The 17,183-nt window shown below is 72.0% G+C and carries 17 protein-coding genes; 7 read left to right on the top strand and 10 right to left on the bottom strand.

Annotation, left to right across the window (positions count from 1 at the left end; genetic code table 11):
* Nucleotides 1-59: 59 nt before the first annotated feature.
* The 3 genes from AB0F13_RS15615 to coxB are packed head-to-tail and all read right to left on the bottom strand — an operon-like array spanning nt 60 to nt 3,150.
* The gene (locus AB0F13_RS15615) at nt 60-458 is read right to left on the bottom strand and encodes a cytochrome c oxidase subunit 4 (protein ID WP_362081201.1); all 399 of its coding nucleotides are present in this window, start codon (nt 456-458) and stop codon (nt 60-62) included.
* Nucleotides 455-2,182: a cytochrome c oxidase subunit I gene (ctaD, locus tag AB0F13_RS15610; protein WP_362081198.1), complete on the bottom strand. Its 1,728-nt coding sequence runs from the start codon at nt 2,180-2,182 to the stop codon at nt 455-457. Before ctaD ends, AB0F13_RS15615 begins: the two co-directional genes overlap by 4 nt.
* The gene (gene coxB / locus AB0F13_RS15605) at nt 2,179-3,150 is read right to left on the bottom strand and encodes a cytochrome c oxidase subunit II (protein WP_362081195.1); all 972 of its coding nucleotides are present in this window, start codon (nt 3,148-3,150) and stop codon (nt 2,179-2,181) included. The genes ctaD and coxB overlap by 4 nt, the downstream gene beginning before the upstream one ends.
* A 347-nt stretch (nt 3,151-3,497) precedes the next feature.
* Here coxB and AB0F13_RS15600 point away from each other — a divergent pair, with 347 nt between their 5' ends.
* On the top strand, nt 3,498-4,883 hold the full coding sequence (locus tag AB0F13_RS15600) for an aminotransferase class V-fold PLP-dependent enzyme (protein WP_362081192.1): 1,386 nt from the start codon (nt 3,498-3,500) through the stop codon (nt 4,881-4,883).
* Nucleotides 4,884-4,975: 92 nt separating this feature from the next.
* Here the strand turns inward: AB0F13_RS15600 and AB0F13_RS15595 are convergent, their stop codons facing one another.
* Entirely contained in the window at nt 4,976-5,950 is a 975-nt protein-coding gene (locus tag AB0F13_RS15595) for a carbohydrate kinase family protein (protein WP_362081189.1), read from the bottom strand.
* A 165-nt stretch (nt 5,951-6,115) separates the two neighbouring features.
* Between AB0F13_RS15595 and AB0F13_RS15590 the strand changes: the two genes are divergently transcribed.
* Both AB0F13_RS15590 and AB0F13_RS15585 read left to right on the top strand, forming a co-directional pair.
* On the top strand, nt 6,116-6,340 hold the full coding sequence (locus AB0F13_RS15590; protein WP_362081186.1) for a hypothetical protein: 225 nt from the start codon (nt 6,116-6,118) through the stop codon (nt 6,338-6,340).
* Between the two features lie 123 nt (nt 6,341-6,463).
* The gene (locus AB0F13_RS15585) at nt 6,464-8,032 is read left to right on the top strand and encodes a hypothetical protein (RefSeq protein ID WP_362081183.1); all 1,569 of its coding nucleotides are present in this window, start codon (nt 6,464-6,466) and stop codon (nt 8,030-8,032) included.
* Nucleotides 8,033-8,143: 111 nt separating this feature from the next.
* Here AB0F13_RS15585 and AB0F13_RS15580 read toward each other — a convergent pair whose 3' ends face one another.
* Nucleotides 8,144-8,500: an iron-sulfur cluster assembly accessory protein gene (locus AB0F13_RS15580; RefSeq protein WP_362081181.1), complete on the bottom strand. Its 357-nt coding sequence runs from the start codon at nt 8,498-8,500 to the stop codon at nt 8,144-8,146.
* A 249-nt stretch (nt 8,501-8,749) separates the two neighbouring features.
* On the opposite strand from AB0F13_RS15580, the gene nadA reads away from it, so the two are divergent.
* Complete coding sequence (gene nadA / locus AB0F13_RS15575; RefSeq protein ID WP_362081178.1) at nt 8,750-9,940, top strand: quinolinate synthase NadA; 1,191 nt, start codon at nt 8,750-8,752, stop codon at nt 9,938-9,940.
* 76 nt (nt 9,941-10,016) lie between these two features.
* Here the strand turns inward: nadA and AB0F13_RS15570 are convergent, their stop codons facing one another.
* The 4 genes from AB0F13_RS15570 to AB0F13_RS15555 form a co-directional block, all read right to left on the bottom strand.
* Nucleotides 10,017-10,712, bottom strand: coding sequence for a response regulator transcription factor (locus AB0F13_RS15570; RefSeq protein WP_362081175.1), 696 nt, complete (start codon nt 10,710-10,712; stop codon nt 10,017-10,019).
* Complete coding sequence (locus AB0F13_RS15565; protein WP_362081172.1) at nt 10,709-12,016, bottom strand: histidine kinase; 1,308 nt, start codon at nt 12,014-12,016, stop codon at nt 10,709-10,711. The genes AB0F13_RS15570 and AB0F13_RS15565 overlap by 4 nt, the downstream gene beginning before the upstream one ends.
* Nucleotides 12,017-12,128: 112 nt before the next feature.
* Entirely contained in the window at nt 12,129-12,407 is a 279-nt protein-coding gene (locus AB0F13_RS15560) for a hypothetical protein (RefSeq protein WP_362081169.1), read from the bottom strand.
* 94 nt (nt 12,408-12,501) lie between these two features.
* Nucleotides 12,502-13,287, bottom strand: a complete 786-nt coding sequence (locus tag AB0F13_RS15555; protein WP_362081597.1) for a PspA/IM30 family protein — start codon at nt 13,285-13,287, stop codon at nt 12,502-12,504.
* Nucleotides 13,288-13,581: 294 nt separating this feature from the next.
* On the opposite strand from AB0F13_RS15555, the gene AB0F13_RS15550 reads away from it, so the two are divergent.
* The gene (locus tag AB0F13_RS15550; protein WP_362081166.1) at nt 13,582-14,175 is read left to right on the top strand and encodes a DUF3043 domain-containing protein; all 594 of its coding nucleotides are present in this window, start codon (nt 13,582-13,584) and stop codon (nt 14,173-14,175) included.
* A gap of 86 nt (nt 14,176-14,261) precedes the next feature.
* A complete protein-coding gene (locus tag AB0F13_RS15545; RefSeq protein ID WP_362081594.1) occupies nt 14,262-14,990 on the top strand; it encodes a methyltransferase domain-containing protein in 729 nt (242 codons plus the stop codon).
* 78 nt (nt 14,991-15,068) lie between these two features.
* On the opposite strand, the gene AB0F13_RS15540 is transcribed toward AB0F13_RS15545, so the two are convergent.
* Complete coding sequence (locus AB0F13_RS15540; protein WP_362081163.1) at nt 15,069-15,284, bottom strand: hypothetical protein; 216 nt, start codon at nt 15,282-15,284, stop codon at nt 15,069-15,071.
* A 136-nt stretch (nt 15,285-15,420) separates the two neighbouring features.
* Between AB0F13_RS15540 and AB0F13_RS15535 the strand changes: the two genes are divergently transcribed.
* On the top strand, nt 15,421-16,620 hold the full coding sequence (locus AB0F13_RS15535) for a bifunctional adenosylcobinamide kinase/adenosylcobinamide-phosphate guanylyltransferase (protein ID WP_362081160.1): 1,200 nt from the start codon (nt 15,421-15,423) through the stop codon (nt 16,618-16,620).
* Nucleotides 16,621-17,183: the final 563 nt, after the last annotated feature.

The following is a 17,183-nucleotide window of genomic DNA, read 5'->3' as shown; positions in this document are numbered from 1 at the left end:
TATGCGTCGGGCCCCGCACACCGTGAGGCGTGCGGGGCCCGAACTGCTCCGTGCGGAACCTACTGGTTCTGGTTCTCGCCGCGGTAGAACTCGAACACCCAGCCGAAGAGGCCGACCAGGATGATCGGGGCGGAGAAGTACATCAGCCACCAGCCGAAGCAGATGCTCATGAAGGCGAGGGCGCCACCCACGGCCAGGGACAGCGGCTGCCAGCTGTGCGGGGCGAAGAAGCCCAGCTCACCGGCGTCGTCCGCGACGTCCGCGTTCTTGTCGTCCTGGGCACCGGCGTCCACCCGGCGCGCGGTGAACGCCAGGTAGTAGCCGACCATGACGCACAGGCCGAAGGCCATGAAGAGAGCGGTCGTACCGGCCGCTTCCTTCGACCACACGCCATAGACGACCGCCATGGCGAGGATGAAGACGGAGAGCCAGATGAACATCCGGCCTTGGATCTTCACTTGCCGGCCTCCTTGCCACCCGCGAGGGCCTTGTCAGCGGCGAGGGTCTCCTCGAGCTCCAGTGCCACGATCTCCGGGTGGTGGAGGTCGAACGCCGGGGATTCGGAGCGGATGCGCGGCAGCGTGAGGAAGTTGTGCCGCGGCGGCGGGCAGGAGGTCGCCCACTCCAGCGAACGGCCGTAGCCCCAGGGGTCGTCGACCTCGACCTTCTTGCCGTACTTGGCGGTCTTCCACACGTTGTACATGAACGGCAGCATCGACAGACCGAGCAGGAAGGAGCTGATCGTCGAGATGGTGTTCAGCGTGGTGAAACCGTCGGCGGCGAGGTAGTCCGCGTAACGGCGCGGCATGCCCTCGGCGCCCAGCCAGTGCTGCACCAGGAACGTGCCGTGGAAGCCCACGAACAGCGTCCAGAAGGTGATCTTGCCGAGGCGCTCGTCCAGCATCTTGCCGGTGAACTTCGGCCACCAGAAGTGGAAGCCGGAGAACATCGCGAACACCACGGTGCCGAAGATGACGTAGTGGAAGTGCGCGACGACGAAGTACGAGTCGGAGACGTGGAAGTCCATCGGCGGCGAGGCCAGGATGACGCCGGTCAGACCACCGAAGGTGAAGGTGATCAGGAAGCCGACGGCCCACAGCATCGGGGTCTCGAAGGACAGCGAGCCCTTCCACATGGTGCCGATCCAGTTGAAGAACTTCACACCGGTCGGTACCGCGATGAGGAAGGTCATGAAGGAGAAGAACGGCAGGAGTACGCCGCCCGTCACATACATGTGGTGCGCCCACACGGTGACCGAGAGACCGGCGATGGAAATCGTGGCCGCAATCAGGCCCCAGTAACCGAACATCGGCTTCCGGGAGAACACCGGAATGACTTCGGAAATGATGCCGAAGAACGGCAGGGCGATGATGTACACCTCTGGGTGTCCGAAGAACCAGAAGAGGTGTTGCCACAGCAGCGCGCCGCCGTTGGACGCGTCGAATACATGCGCACCGAATTTACGGTCCGCCTCCAGGGCGAACAGCGCAGCGGCCAGCACCGGGAAGGCCAGCAGGACCAGCACACCGGTCAGCAGGACGTTCCAGGTGAAGATCGGCATGCGGAACATCGTCATGCCCGGGGCGCGCATGCAGATGATCGTGGTGATGAAGTTGACCGAGCCGAGGATCGTGCCGAAGCCGGAGAAGGCCAGACCCATGATCCACATGTCGGCGCCGACGCCCGGCGAGCGGACCGCGTCCGACAGCGGGGAGTAGGCGAACCAGCCGAAGTCGGCCGCACCCTGCGGGGTGAGGAAGCCGGCCACCGCGATCAGCGAGCCGAAGAGGTAGAGCCAGTAGGCGAACATGTTCAGCCGCGGGAACGCCACGTCGGGCGCGCCGATCTGCAGCGGCATGATCCAGTTCGCGAATCCGGCGAACAGCGGCGTCGCGAACATCAGCAGCATGATCGTGCCGTGCATCGTGAACGCCTGGTTGAACTGCTCGTTCGACATGATCTGCGTGCCGGGACGGGCCAGCTCGGCGCGCATGAGGAGCGCCATCAGGCCGCCGATGCAGAAGAACGCGAACGACGTGACCAGGTAGAGCGTGCCGATCGTCTTGTGGTCAGTGGTGGTGAGCCACTTGATCACCTGATTGCCGGGCTGCTTCTGGCGTACGGGTGGTGCTGCCGTGGCTGTTGCGGCGGCGGCACCCTGGGGTTCGTTGAGGATGCTCACTTGTTCTTGGTCTCCGCGTTCTTCGCGTGATCCGTCTGCGCGATACCCGCCGGCTGGTAACCGGTCTGGCCCTTGGCCGCCAGCTCCTTCAGGTGCGCCTTGTACCGCTCAGGAGAGACGACCTTGACGTTGAAGAGCATCCGGGAGTGGTCCTGGCCGCACAGCTCGGCGCACTTGCCGAGGAAGGTGCCCTCCTTGTTCGGGGTCACCGTGAAGCTGTTGGTGTGTCCCGGGATGACGTCCTGCTTCATCAGGAACGGCACCACCCAGAAGGAGTGGATGACGTCCCGCGAGGTGAGAACGAACTGCACCGTCTCACCCTTGGGCAGCCACAGAGTGGGGCCCGGGTTGTTCGTCTGCGGGTTGCGTTCGCCGGGGACGCCGACCTCGTAGACGCCCTCGGCGCCCTGCGGTGCCTTCTTCAGGAACCGGTCGGGGATCGCGTCGAGCTCCTTGTTGTCACGGAGCGGCTTGGCCGGGGTGGCGGCGTTGCCGTCGACGTTCTCCATGTAGTTGAACGCCCAGCTCCACTGGAAGCCCACCACGTTGACGACGTGCTGGGGCTTCTCCGGGTTGGCCAGAAGCTTGTTCTCGTCGCGCGCGGTGAAGTAGAAGAGCACCGACACGATGATGATCGGGACCACGGTGTACAGCGCCTCGATGGGCATGTTGTACCGGGTCTGTGTGGGAATCTCCACCTTCGACCTGCTGCGCCGGTGGAAGATGACGCTCCAGATGATCAGGCCCCACACCAGGACACCGACCGCGAGAGCGGCGGCCCAGGAGCCCTGCCAGAGGGAGAGGATCCGCGGCGCCTCTTCCGTGACGGGCGTTGGCATGCCCAGGCGGGGGAAGTCCTTCGATGTGCAACCGGTGGCGGTCGCCAGGACAGCGCCCGCGGCCAGCGCCTGCAGCAGCTTCCGCCGCACCGGGCGCCGCGACGAGCGGTCGGAGCCGTTGGGACTCACGTAGCGCCTTCCCGAGAGTCTCGCCCGTGCGGCCGGCTGCGGCCGTCTCGCTGGTCGGTCGCCGGCCCGCTGCGGGCAGGGGTTTGGATGTTTATGCGGACCAAACCCTACTGGACGCTATTTGGGGTCGCGCGGGGAGGGTGCCCAACGCGCCGGTCCGGTCCCCGAAGGGGTGGAATCTGGGGATCCGGGGGGCGTCTGCGGGACCGTCAGGGCAGCGTGTGACCAGGTCGCAGGGGGTGCGCCCGGTCGTACGGGGCGGAGTCCGCCGGCCGGGCGCAGCCCTGGCCCGCGACCGCCCGGCGACGGCCGGCCGCTCGCACGCGCGGGGGCGTTAGCGTTCGTATGTGCCCTACTTCGACGCGGCCTCCGCCGCCCCCCTGCACCCGGTCGCCCGCCAGGCGCTGCTGGCCGCCCTCGACGAGGGATGGGCCGACCCCGCCCGGCTCTACCGGGAGGGCCGCCGGGCCCGCCTGCTGCTGGATGCCGCGCGCGAGGCCGCGGCGCAGGAGGTGGGCTGCCGGCCCGACGAGCTCGTATTCACCCCTTCGGGGACGCGCGCCCTGCACGACGGCATCGCCGGCGCCCTGGCCGGCCGCCGCCGGGTGGGCCGCCATCTGGTCGTGTCCGCCGTGGAGCACTCCGCCGTCCTGCACTCCGCGGAGGCCCTTCAGGCGGACGGCGGCAGCGTCACCGAGGTCGCGGTGGACCGCGCCGGCCGGGTCGGGCCGGGCGCATTCACGGCCGCGCTGCGCCCGGACACCGCTCTCGCGGTGCTGCAGTCCGCCAACCACGAGGTCGGCACCGAACAGCCGGTGGCCGAGGTGGCCGGGGCCTGCCGGGCGGCGGACGTGCCGCTGCTGGTGGATGCCGCGCAGTCGCTCGGCTGGGGCCCGGTGGCCGGGGGCTGGTCGCTGCTGACGGCGAGCGCGCACAAGTGGGGCGGCCCGTCCGGGGTGGGCCTGCTGGCGGTGCGCAAGGGGGTGCGGTTCGCCGCCCGGGGCCCGGCGGACGAGCGGGAGTCGGGCCGGGCGCCGGGCTTCCCCGACCTGCCCGCCGTCGTCGCGGCCGCGGCCTCTCTGCGGGCCGTGCGCCAGGAGGCGGCGGCCGAGGGGGCCCGGCTGCGCGCCCTGGTGGAGCGGATCCGCTCCCGGGTGCCGCAGCTCGTGCCGGACGTGGAGGTGGTCGGCGACCCGGTGCGGCGGCTGCCGCACCTGGTCACGTTCTCCTGTCTGTACGTGGACGGCGAGACGCTGCTGCACGCACTGGACCGTGCGGGCTTCTCGGTCTCCTCCGGCTCCTCGTGCACCTCCAGCACCCTGAAGCCCAGTCATGTACTGCGGGCCATGGGGGTGCTGTCGGAGGGAAACGTACGGGTCTCGCTGCCGTGGGGGACGCCCGCCGAGGACGTGGAGCGCTTCCTGGAGGTGCTGCCCGCGACCGTGCGGTCCGTGCGGGAGCAGTTGGGCGCGCCCACGGGGACGGCTCCCGCCTCGGCCGGTACGACACCCGAGCGGGTCGTCGACTCGCTGGGGAAGCGGTGTCCGATCCCGGTGATCGAGCTGGCGAAGGTCATCGGGGATGTGCCCGTCGGCGGGCTGATCACCGTGCTGTCCGACGACGAGGCGGCGCGGCTCGACATTCCGGCGTGGTGCGCGATGCGCGACCAGGAGTACGTGGGCGAGCGCCCGGCGGAGCGCGGGGTCGCCTATACGGTGCGGCGCCGCGCCTGACGCCGCCGCTACCGCGGCGTTTTCTCCGACCACCCGCCCATCCGGTTGCCCGGAACGTCGATTCCATTCCGGGCAGCCGGGGTGGGTCAGGGTCAGGCCAGGTGGGCCCGGACCTCGGCGGCGGCCTCGTGGCCGTACGCCTTGGCGAAGCGCTCCATGAAGTGCCCGCGCCGCAGCTCGTACTCCTGGGTGCCCAGCGTCTCGATGACCAGCGTCGCGAGCATGCAGCCGACCTGCGCCGCCCGCTCCAGCGACAGCTGCCACGTCAGGCCCGCGAGGAAGCCCGCGCGGAACGCGTCGCCGACGCCGGTCGGGTCGACCTTGGCCTCCTCCTGGGCGCAGCCGACCTCGACCGCCGGCGCGCCGGCGCGCTCGATGCGCACGCCCTGGGCGCCCAGCGTGGTGATGCGGGTGCCCACCCGGGCGAGGATCTCCTCACCCGTCCAGCCCGTCTTGGACTCGATGAGCGCCTTCTCGTACTCGTTGGTGAAGAGGTAGGTCGCGCCGTCGATCAGGACGCGGATGTCGTCGCCGTCCAAGCGGGCGAGCTGCTGGGAGGGGTCGGCCGCGAAGGGGATGGCGCGGGCGCGGCACTCCTCGGTGTGGCGCAGCATCGCCTCGGGGTCGTCCGCGCCGATCAGCACGAGGTCGAGGCCGCCGACCCGGTCGGCCACCGGCTGGAGCTCGATCTGGCGGGCCTCGCTCATCGCCCCGGCGTAGAAGGACGCGATCTGGTTGTGGTCGGTGTCCGTGGTGCAGACGAAGCGCGCGGTGTGCAGCACCTCGGAGATGTGCACGGAGGCGGTGTCGACGCCGTGCCGGTCGAGCCAGGCGCGGTAGTCGGAGAAGTCCGCGCCGGCGGCGCCGATCAGGACCGGGCGCAGGCCGAGCAGGCCCATGCCGAAGCAGATGTTGGGGCCCACGCCGCCCCGGCGCACGTCCAGGTCGTCGACGAGGAAGGAGAGGGAGACCGTGTGCAGCTGGTCCGCGACGAGCTGATCGGCGAAGCGGCCGGGGAAGGTCATCAGATGGTCGGTGGCGATGGAGCCGGTGACAGCGATACGCACGACGGGTCTGCTCCCTGGGGGGCGAGGTAACGAGGAGGGTGACAAGAAGAGCCACACCACGTTACCGGGTCCTGCACCCGGAGGTCCGGATCCCCCCGTTTGATGCATATATCTACCCCATAGTAGGTCTTTCACGGCCCGCTCTCCGGTGCGTACGGTGCGGGTATGCCGAAGACTGTGAAGGACGTCACTGTCAGCACGGACCCGGAGTCGCTGGACGAGCTGCGCAGGGACTGCGCGCGCATGGCACCGCACTGGACCGGACCTGCCGGAGAGCCCGCCGGGGAGCCGGCCGGGGGCGGGCGGACACCGCTGTCGCTCATCCACGGGGTCACCGTCCCCGCGAGGTCGGCACGGCTGCTGGACGGGATGTCGGAGTACGGCGACTGACGGTCCCGGTTGGCTCACCGGAAGAGACGGTGGAACCGCTCGCTCCTGCGCTCCGTCCAAGCGACGTCCCCTTCACGGGGGATGCGGCAGTACACATATTGAGCGGAGCGAAGGAGCGATGCGGTGAGCACCGAAGGCAGCACTCCGGGCGGCAATCCCGAGAAACGGCAGCGGAGGCACTCGCCGCTGGCGGTGGCATCGGTGGCGGCGGCCGTGCTGCTGGCCGGAGGCGGCGGCGCGTACTGGGCGTCCACGGCGTCGGACGGTGACGGCGGCGGGAGCCCGGCGGGCGCCACCGGTGACGGCGGCTCCCCCGCGCCGCTCGTGCTGGACGGCTACGGGCGCACGGCCGGCTCCGGCGGCCCCTCCCAGGGCATCGCGGTGGGCGAGCCCGACCCCCACGGCACGCGGTACCGGGCCGAGGGCGAGCTGCCCGGCGGCCCGCGGACCGCGGCCGTCCACCTGCCCGGGCAGTCGGTCACGCGCGAGCGGGTGGCGGCCCTGGCCAAGGTTCTCGACGTGCAGGGCACCCCCCGGCTGGCTCAGGGCACCTGGACGGTCGGCGGCGGCCCGGACGCGGCGGGGCCCACGCTGCAGGTGAGCGAGCGGGGACCGGGCAACTGGTCGTACTCGCGCTACGGCGTGCCGGGCGCCACGCACTGCGTGCAGCCGAAGGGGCCGGACGGTACCGCCGGGCCGGAGGAGGAGCCGGGGGCCGGCTCCGTCTCCCCGGGCGGCCACTCCCCCGGGCCGAAGTGCCCCTCCTTCCGTGACGGCTCCCCGCCCCCGGACCCCGCCGCGGCACGGCCGGTGCCGGAGGAGAAGGCGAAGAGCGTCGCCGCGCCCGTGTTCAAGGTGCTGGGCCAGGACGGCGCGAAGACGGACGCGCGCAAGGTGTACGGGGCCGTGCGGGCCGTCACCGCCGATCCCGTGGTGAACGCGCTGCCGACGTACGGCTGGCAGACGAGCCTGCAGATCGGGTCGGACGCGCAAGTGGTCGGCGGCAGCGGACAGTTGGACATGCCGAAGAAGGGCGCGGTCTACCCCCTGGTCACCGCCGCCCAGGCACTCGACGAGCTGAACAAGGGGGCCGGCACCGGTCATGTGAGCGTCGGCGGCTGCGCGACGGCGGTCCCGTACAAGGACGGCGGCGAGTCGCCCTGCCCGGGGAAGCCGGACAAGCCGGAGCCGGTGACGGTGACGGGCGCCGTCTTCGGGCTGTCCGCGCAGTCCGTGTCCGGGCGGCAGGCACTGGTGCCGTCGTGGCTGTTCACGGCCAGGCCGCCGGGCGGCAAGGGTGACACGGTCACGATCGCCCAGCCGGCGATCGACCCGAGGTTCATCGCGAAGCAGGCCTCGCCCCCGGCGGGCGGCGACCTGGGCGGGAAGCCGACGGCGACCCCGCCGGTGTCCGGCCCGGTGCAGGTGGAGTCGTACACCTGGAGCGAGGACGGCAGGAAGCTCGTCCTGCACTTCTGGGGCGGGGTGTGCAGCGACTACGCCGCGTCGGCGGAGCAGTCCTCGTCGGCGGTGACGGTCAAGGTCACCGGCACGGAGAAGCAGCCGGGCCGGTACTGCGTGATGATGATCAAGCGCTTCGACACGACGGTCACCCTCGACGAGCCGCTGGGTGGGCGCAAGGTCGTGGACCTGGCGACCGGGAACACCGTCCGGGAGCAGCAGCAGAAGTAGACCCCGGGCACGCCCCGGGCACGCAAGGACACGCAAAAGGGCGGCATCCCCGGGACCGGGGTGCCGCCCTTTTCGCGGGCGCGTACGCGAGGCGTACGGCGGCGTACGGCTTTAGCTGAACGAGTCGCCGCAGGCGCAGGAGCCGGTGGCGTTGGGGTTGTCGATCGTGAAGCCCTGCTTCTCGATGGTGTCGACGAAGTCGATGGAGGCGCCGCCCAGGTACGGGGCGCTCATGCGGTCGGTGACGACCTTGACACCGTCGAAGTCCTTGACGACGTCGCCGTCGAGCGAGCGCTCGTCGAAGAAGAGCTGGTAGCGCAGGCCGGAGCAGCCGCCGGGCTGGACGGCGACGCGGAGGGCGAGGTCGTCGCGGCCCTCCTGCTCCAGCAGGGCCTTGACCTTGGCGGCCGCGGTGTCGGACAGGAGGATGCCGTCGCTCACCGTGGTCTTCTCGTCCTGAACGGACATCTGCTTCACTCCCGGGTCTGGTGCGGACTGCTTGCCTTCGGCAGCAACCCACGGCGTCCCGGATTCATTCCGGGCCTGGCCTATGTCTTCTTCCGTCTTTCATGCTCGCACACCGCTCACCCGTGCGGGAATGTGTCACATCGACGCGATGGGCATCGTCAAAGTGACGTGAACCGGTTATGATAGATAGCGTCAAATTGACGACAAGGCCCGTACCGGCCGTCCGCAGAAACAGAAAGGGTGCGTGTCGTGACCACCGCCCAGCCCTTGGATGTCCAGCCCAGCCCCCTCGCCCTCCTGCTGCTCGGCCGTGAGTCCGACCCCCGGAGCGAGCGCGGCGTGGAGTGCCCCGGCGACCTGCCGGCGCCGTCCGACCCGGACCTGGTGGAGCGCGCCCGCGCGGCCAAGGCGAAGCTCGGGGACAAGGTCTTCGTGCTCGGCCACCACTACCAGCGCGACGAGGTCATCGAATTCGCGGACGTCACCGGTGACTCCTTCAAGCTCGCGCGCGACGCCGCCGCCCGGCCGGACGCCGAGTACATCGTCTTCTGCGGTGTGCACTTCATGGCCGAGTCCGCGGACATCCTGACCACGGCCGACCAGCAGGTCGTCCTGCCGGACCTGGCCGCGGGCTGCTCGATGGCCGACATGGCCACCGCCGAGCAGGTCGCCGAGTGCTGGGACGTGCTGACCGAGGCCGGCGTAGCCGAGGTGACCGTGCCGGTCTCCTACATGAACTCCTCCGCCGACATCAAGGCCTTCACCGGCAAGCACGGCGGCACGATCTGCACCTCCTCCAACGCGAAGCGGGCGCTGGACTGGGCCTTCGAGCAGGGAGACCCCCGGACGAGCAAGGTGCTCTTCCTCCCCGACCAGCACCTGGGCCGCAACACCGCCGTCCGCGACATGGGGATGTCCCTGGACGACTGCGTCCTGTACAACCCGCACAAGCCGAACGGCGGGCTGACCGCCGAGCAGCTGCGCGCCGCCAAGATGATCCTCTGGCGCGGCCACTGCTCGGTGCACGGCCGCTTCTCCCTCGACTCGGTCAACGACGTGCGCGAGCGCATCCCGGGCGTCAACGTCCTGGTGCACCCCGAGTGCCGGCACGAGGTCGTGGCCGCCGCCGACTACGTGGGCTCGACGGAGTACATCATCAAGGCCCTGGAGGCCGCCCCGGCCGGGTCGAAGTGGGCCATCGGCACCGAGCTGAACCTGGTACGCCGCCTGGCGAACCGTTTCGCCGGTGAGGGCAAGGAGATCGTCTTCCTCGACAAGACGGTGTGCTTCTGCTCGACCATGAACCGCATCGACCTGCCGCACCTGGTGTGGGCACTGGAGTCGCTGGCCGAGGGCAAGGTCGTCAACCGCATCGAGGTCGACCCCGAGGTCGCGAGCTTCTCCAAGCTCGCGCTGGAGCGGATGCTGGCGCTTCCGTAGGGTCCCTCTGCCCTCGATCGCCGGACGGGCTGGATTTTCCAGCCCGTCCGGGGGCACCTCAGCGGGAAGGGGCGGGTCAGGGGAACTGATCCGTTCTCGGCCGCACCAGACCCGACTCGTAGGCGATCACGACCAGCTGCGCCCGGTCACGGGCGCCCAGCTTCGCCATCGCACGGTTGACGTGGGTCTTGACCGTCAGCGGGCTGACCGAGAGCCGCTCGCCGATCTCGTCGTTGGACAGGCCCCCGGCCACCTGTACCAGAACCTGCCGCTCCCGCCCCGTGAGCGCTTCCAGCCGCATCGCCTCCCGCGCCGGAACCGGCGCCGCCGTCGGCTGGGCGGCCAGGAACTTCGCTATCAGGCCCTTCGTCGCGGCAGGCGAGAGCAGCGCCTCCCCCGCCGCCGCGATGCGGATCGCGGCCAGCAGCTCGTCGGGCTCCGCGCCCTTGCCGAGGAAGCCGGAGGCGCCCGCGCGCAGCGACTGCACGACGTACTCGTCGACCTCGAACGTCGTCAGCATCACCACCCGCACCGCCGCCAGCGCGGGGTCGGAGCAGATCGCGCGGGTCGCGGCGAGGCCGTCCGTGCCCGGCATCCGGATGTCCATCAGCACCACGGCGGGGATGTGTAAGCGGGCCAGTTCGATCGCCTGCGCGCCGTCGGCCGCCTCCGCCACCACCCGCATGTCCGGCTCCGAGTCGACCAGCACCTTGAACGCGCTGCGCAGCAGTGCCTGGTCGTCGGCCAGCAGAACGGTGATCGGATCGGTCATGCGCCAAGCCTAGGCTCGGTCGCCGCGGCCCCCTCACCGCCCGTACGGGCCTGCAGCGGCAGCACCGCGCGCACCCGGAAGCCGGGCGCCCCCCGCTCGCGCGGGCCCGCCTCGCACGTGCCGCCGAGGGCGACGGCGCGCTCGCGCATGCCGATCAGCCCGTGCCCGCCGACGGGAGCCCCGGCTCCGGCGGGCCGGTCGCCGCCGTTGTCGACGACGGTCAGGTCCAGGCTGTCGCGGCCGCGCACCAGGGAGACCTCGGCGCGGGCGCCGGTGCCGGCGTGCTTGTGGACGTTGGTCAGGGCCTCCTGGAGCACGCGGTAGGCGGTCAGGTCGACGGCCCCCGGCAGCGGTCCGATGACAGCGGCGGCCGCCGCGGCGCCCGTGCCGGTGCCGGGCCCGCCGGGCAGGGCACAGGCGGCGGTGACATCGACGCTCAGCCCCACCCGGGCGAAGCCGTCGATGAGCTGGTCGAGCACGCCGAGGCCGGGCGCCGGCTCGGTGGGGGCCGCGGGATCGCCGTACTGGCGCAGCAGGCCCACGGTGGCGCGCAGTTCCTCCAGGGCCGAGCGGCTGGCCTGGCGGACGTGGGCGAGGGCCTGTTTGGCCTGGTCGGGACGGCTGTCCATGATGTGCGCGGCCACGCCCGCCTGGACGTTGACGAGCGCGATGTGGTGGGCGACGACGTCGTGCAGCTCGCGGGCGATGCGCAGGCGTTCCTCGGCGACGCGGCGCCGGGCCTCCTCCTCCCGGGAGCGTTCCGCGCGCACGGCCCGTTCCTCGATCGCGGCGACGAAGGCGCGGCGGCTGCGGACGGCGTCCCCGGCGGCGCCGGCCATGCCGATCCAGGCGAACAGGCCCACGTTCTCCTGGGCGTACCAGGGCGGCGGGCCCAGGAGCATGACGGCGGCGGTGAGGGCGCCGACGGTCACGGCGACGATGCGCCAGGCGGCGGGCCGCTCGGTGCGGGTGGCGACGGTGTAGAGGGCCACGGCGACGCTCGTGGCGATCTGGGTACGTGCCGGGCCGCCGCCGTCTGCGACGGCGGTGCCGGCGACCGTCAGGGCGCAGGTCACGCCGAGGACCGTGAGCGGCCGGCTGCGCCGGGCCACGAGGCAGGCGCACGCGGCCACCGCCAGCAGGAGGAAGGCGGGCCCCGGCGGCTGCTGCCCGGTGCGGCCCAGGTAGACGCTGGTGAGGATGAGGCCGAGGACGAAGAGGGCCACCAGGGTGTCGGCGGCGAGCGGGTGGGTGTGCAGCCAGCGGTGCGGGCGGGCGAGGCCCGTGGCGGCGAGGGAGGTCATCGCGGTCCCATCGGAGGGCGGGCCGGTGGTGGGAAGCCGCGACGCCCCCGTCCCGGGAGGGACGGGGGCGCGGCGGGTGCTGAGAGTGCCCGGTGCCTGAAGGCGGCTGCGGTCAGCCCGGGATGAGGCCGTCGTCGCTGAGCATCTCGCGCACGTCCGCCAGGGAGGCGCCGGGCGCGGGCAGGATCAGCTCGGAGGGTTCCAGCGCGTCGTCGGGCAGCGGCTCGCCGAGGCGGCGCACGGCGTCGAGGAGGGCGTCCAGGGTGCGGCGGAAGCCCTCCTCGTCGCCGCTCTCCATCTCGGCGAGCAGCTCGTCGTCCAGCTTGTTGAGCTCGGTGAAGTGGCTGTCGGCCACCTTCACCTGGCCCTCCCCCATGATCCGTACGATCATGACGGTCTCCCTCGTCTCAGGGCGAGCCGGTGCCGTCGGGCGCCTGCCGGCTCTGGTGGTCGGGCAGCTGTGGTGCCGTGAACCGGCCGGCGCGTCAGCTCTTGTCGAAACGCGGCTGCTCCTGGGACCGCTCCGGCCTGGCCTGCCCGGCGGGTCCGCCCTCGATGGCCTGCTGCTGGCCGCTGGTGCCGCCCGACAGCTCGGCCTTCATCCGCTGGAGCTCCAGCTCCACGTCCGAACCGCTGGAGAGGCGGTCCAGCTCGGCGGTGATGTCGTCCTTGGCCGTGCCGGTCGGGTCGTCGAGCGCGCCCGAGGCGAGCAGCTCGTCGATGGCGCCGGCGCGGGCCTGCAGCTGCGCGGTCTTGTCCTCCGCGCGCTGGATGGCCATGCCGACGTCGCCCATCTCCTCGGAGATGCCGGAGAAGGCCTCGCCGATGCGGGTCTGGGCCTGGGCGGCGGTGTAGGTCGCCTTGATGGTCTCCTTCTTCGTACGGAAGGCGTCCACCTTGGCCTGCAGGCGCTGGGAGGCGAGCGTGAGCTTCTCCTCCTCGCCCTGGAGGGTCTGGTGCTGCGTCTCCAGATCGCTGACCTGCTGCTGGAGTGCGGCACGGCGGGTCAGCGCCTCGCGTGCCAGGTCCTCCCGGCCGAGCGCGAGCGCCTTGCGGCCCTGCTCCTCCAGCTTGGTCGACTGGGTCTGCAGCTGGTTGAGCTGGAGCTCCAGACGCTTGCGGGACGTCGCCACGTCGGCGACGCCGCGCCGCACCTTCTGCAGCAGCTCCAGCTGCTTCTGGTACGAGTAATCGAGGGTCTCGCGCGGATCCTCGGCCCGGTCCAGGGCCTTGTTGGCCTTCGCGCGGAAGATCATCCCCATCCGCTTCATGACACCGCTCATGGGCCTCGCGCGCCCCCTTCTGACCGACAAGATCGGGCTTAGGCTCTCAGCACAACTATCAGAACCCACAGTACGGGCCCTGCTTCCATTACCGCACTGTTCGGCCCCGGATGCGCTCCTCCTCCAGGACGATCACAAGGTCACCCTCTCCGGCGCAAGGAGTAGATGCGCCTCCAGGGAGGGTGGGGGGACGCCGCCGCTCCGCCCGGAGGCGCGGGCCGTTGCCGGATCGTTCCCGGGAGGGCTGGGGCAGGACGCCGCGACCCCGTACCCTTGGGTTTCGTGTTCCGAAGCCGTTCGAAAGCGCAGGCCGCACCCACCGAGGTGACCGCGGACCAGCCCAAGCAGCCCCGTGACCCGCAGGCCCCCAAGGGCCGCCCCACCCCAAAGCGCAGTGAGGCCGCTACCCAGCGCCGCTCCCTGGCCAAGACGCCCGCCAACCGCAAGGACGCCGCCAAGCGCCAGCGCGAGGCGCGCCGCGTCGACATGGCCAGGCAGCGCGAGGCGCTGGCCAACGGCGACGAGCGTTACCTGCCCGCCCGTGACAAGGGTCCGGTGCGTTCCTTCGCCCGCGACTTCGTGGACGCGCGGTACTCCGTGGCGGAGTTCTTCCTGCCGCTGGCCGTGCTGATCCTCGTCCTGAGCATGGTCAACCGCGGCAGGTTCCAGTCGTACGTCCTGCTGGCGTGGCTTGTCGTGATCATCCTGATCGTCGTCAACTCCGTCATCACAGGCGTCACCCTCAAGAGTGCTCTCAAGCAGCGCTTCCCGGACCAGCCCACGCGTGGCGCCGTGCCCTACGCCCTGATGCGCACGCTGCAGATGCGCCGGCTGCGCCTGCCCAAGCCGAAGGTCAAGCGCGGGGAGAAGCCCTGAGCGGCTTCGCCTCGGGCAGCGCCTTCGCGTCGGGCTTCGGCGGCGGCGCGGAGGGATGGCTGAGCGGGCTCGGGGGCCTGCGGAACATCGTCCGTCAGGAGCTGGTCGCCCGGCAGGTGGACGAGCAGATATCCGCCCGGTTCCCCGTCGGGCGGCGGCTGCGCGTGCTCGACGTCGGGCCCGGCCAGGGCACCCAGGCGCTGCGCCTGGCCCGGGCCGGTCACGAGGTCACCGGCCTGGAGTCCGATCCCCGGATGGTCTCGGCCATCCGCGAGGCGCTGGCGGCCGAGCCCGAGGGCATCCAGGAGCGGATGCGCATCGTCGAGGGCGACGGCCGGGACACCGGCGCGCACTTCCTGCCGGGCACCTTCGACATCGTGCTCTGTCACGGCGTGCTGATGTACGTGCCCGAGCCCGACCCCATGCTCGCGGGCCTGGCCCGGGTGCTGGCGCCCGGCGGGGTGCTGTCCCTGCTCGTACGCAACGCCGACGCGCTGGCCATGCGGCCGGGGCTGTCCGGCGACTGGAACACCGCCCTGGAGGCCTTCGACTCCCCCGCGTACACCAACCGCATCGGCCTGCGGGTGCGCGCGGACCGGCTGGAGACGCTGACGGCGACCCTCGCCGGCATCGGGGCGCCGCTGCACACCTGGTACGGCGTGCGGGTCTTCACCGACCTGGCGGACGACGAGCAGCAGCCTCCCGCCGGGGACGAACTGCGGCGGCTGCTGGCCGCCGAGGACCGGGCGGGGCGCACCGACCCCTACCGCGCGGTGGCGGCGCTGCTGCACCTGTGCGGGGTACGCGGCGGCTGACGGCGCGAACAGCGACGAGAAATGCCGGGCGGGCCGTCATGACGGCCCGCCCGGCATTTCGTGCCGGCCGGCTGCCGGTCAGTCCTCCGCGGCGGCGTGCAGGCTCATCGGCGCCGCGTAGATCTCCTTGCCGTCCTCGAAGAGCCGCACCTGGTCCACTCCGCCGTCCAGCAGGGCCCGCCACTCCTCACCGATCCAGGACTCCGCGTCGCCCTGCGTGGTGAACTCCTCCGGCTCCACCGCGGGAGCCGTCTCCGTCCCGTCGGCCTTCTCGAACCGCCACGTCCACACCATGTCCGCCTCCTGGGGCTCCTGGGTCCTGGTCCGTACCGCGCGTACTGCCCGTGCGGGGGCAGCCTAACGGCCCGTTACGTACGAGAAAGGGTGAGCCCCGCGCGCCTGCCGTGCGGGGACGCGAGACGATCAGGGCGTGGAACTGACTCTCCTCGGCACCGGAGCCCCCCAGGGGCTGCCGCGCCCCGGCTGCCCCTGCGCCGCCTGCGCCACCGCCGTCGGCGGCGAGGCGCGGGCCGCGACCGCCCTGCTCATCGACGGCGCCCTCCTGCTCGACCTCACCCCGGGCCCGGCGTTCGCCGCCGCCCGCGCGGGGCGCTCGATCGCGGGGGTGCGCCAGGTGCTGCTCTCCCACCCGCACGACGGGCCCGCCGTGGAGTTCCCGGCCGGGCTGCCGACGCCGGTGCGGGTGCCGGACGGGCGCGAGCTGTCGGTGATCAGCGGGCACAGGGTGCGCGCGATCGCGCTGGACGCGCCGGGCACCGGCTACGAGGTGACGTCCCCGGACGGCGAGCGGCTGTTGTACCTGCCGCCGGGCGCGGCACCGGCCGGGCTGTCCGGGCCGCCCCGCCCGTACGAGATGGTGCTGCTCGACGTGCTCGGCCGGCCCGACGCGCTGGCCCGGCTGCGGGAGTCCGGCGCGGTGGCACCGACGACGGATGTCGTCGCTGTCCACCTCGACCACGACGTCCCGCCCGGCCGCGAACTGCGCCGCCGGCTCGCGGCGGCGGGCGCGCGCACGGTGGCGGACGGCACGACGCTGACCGTCGGCGACTACCACGAGGTGCCGGACGTGCCCCGGCGGACGCTGGTGGTGGGCGGTGCCCGCTCGGGCAAGTCCGTGGAGGCCGAGCGGCGGCTGGAATCCTTCCCCGAGGTGCTCTACGTCGCCACGGGCGGTACGCGCGAGGGCGACTCCGACTGGGCGGACCGGGTGAGCCGGCACCGCGAGCGCCGGCCGGGCTCCTGGCGCACGGCCGAGACGTGCGACCTGGTGCCGCTGCTGGCCGGGGAGGGCCCGCCCCTGCTGATCGACTGCCTGGCGCTGTGGCTGACCGACGCGATGGACTCCGTCGACGCGTGGTCCGACGCCACATGGGCCAACGGCGGCGCGGCGGCCCTCGCCGGACGGGTGACGGAGCTGGTGGCCGCGATACGGGCCACGGCGCGCACGGTGGTGGTCGTCAGCAACGAGGTCGGCTCGGGCATCGTCCCGGCGACGTCCTCGGGCCGCCGCTTCCGTGACGAACTGGGCCGCCTGAACGCCGCCGTCGGCGACGAGTGCGAGCACGTACTGCTCGTCGTCGCCGGCCAGACCCTGCCGCTACGCGGCTAGCACCGGCGCGCGAACGAACCCACGGTGCCGTAAGGACACGGCACCGGCCCACCCGACGTCCGAGACGCCACGCAGCCCACCCGGCGCGGAAGATACGGCGCAGCCCAACACCGACTGCCCGCCCGAAGGCTGCGGGCACGCCTCAGCCCGCCCGGCGCCTACGGGCACACCTCAGCCCGTCCGGCACCCGCGAACACCGGCTACCCGCCCGAAGCCCGCGGACACGCCTCAGCCCGCCGGCGCTTGAGAACACGACCCACCCCGCCCGCACCCGCGAACACCGGCTGCCCGCCCGGCGCCTGAAGGCACAACGCCGTCCGTCCGGCGCCTGAGCCAAGCGCGGCCTGCCCGGCGCCTACGGGCACACCTCAGCCCGCCCGGCGGTTACGGACACGCCTCGGCCCGCCCGGCGCCTGCGGGCACACCTCGGCCCGTCCGGCGCTTGAGGACACAACTCAGCCCGTCCGGCGCTTGAGGACACCCCACGGCGGGAGCCCCTGCGCACCGCGGCGCCGGACCGGCCGCAAGCCGAATGGCCAGGCCCCCCGCGGGTAGTGTGTCGC

This window comes from Streptomyces sp. NPDC026206, from assembly GCF_040638465.1.
Lineage (GTDB): Bacteria > Actinomycetota > Actinomycetes > Streptomycetales > Streptomycetaceae > Streptomyces.
Note: the sequence above shows the minus strand (reverse complement) of the source record. Positions and strands in the feature narration are given on the sequence as shown.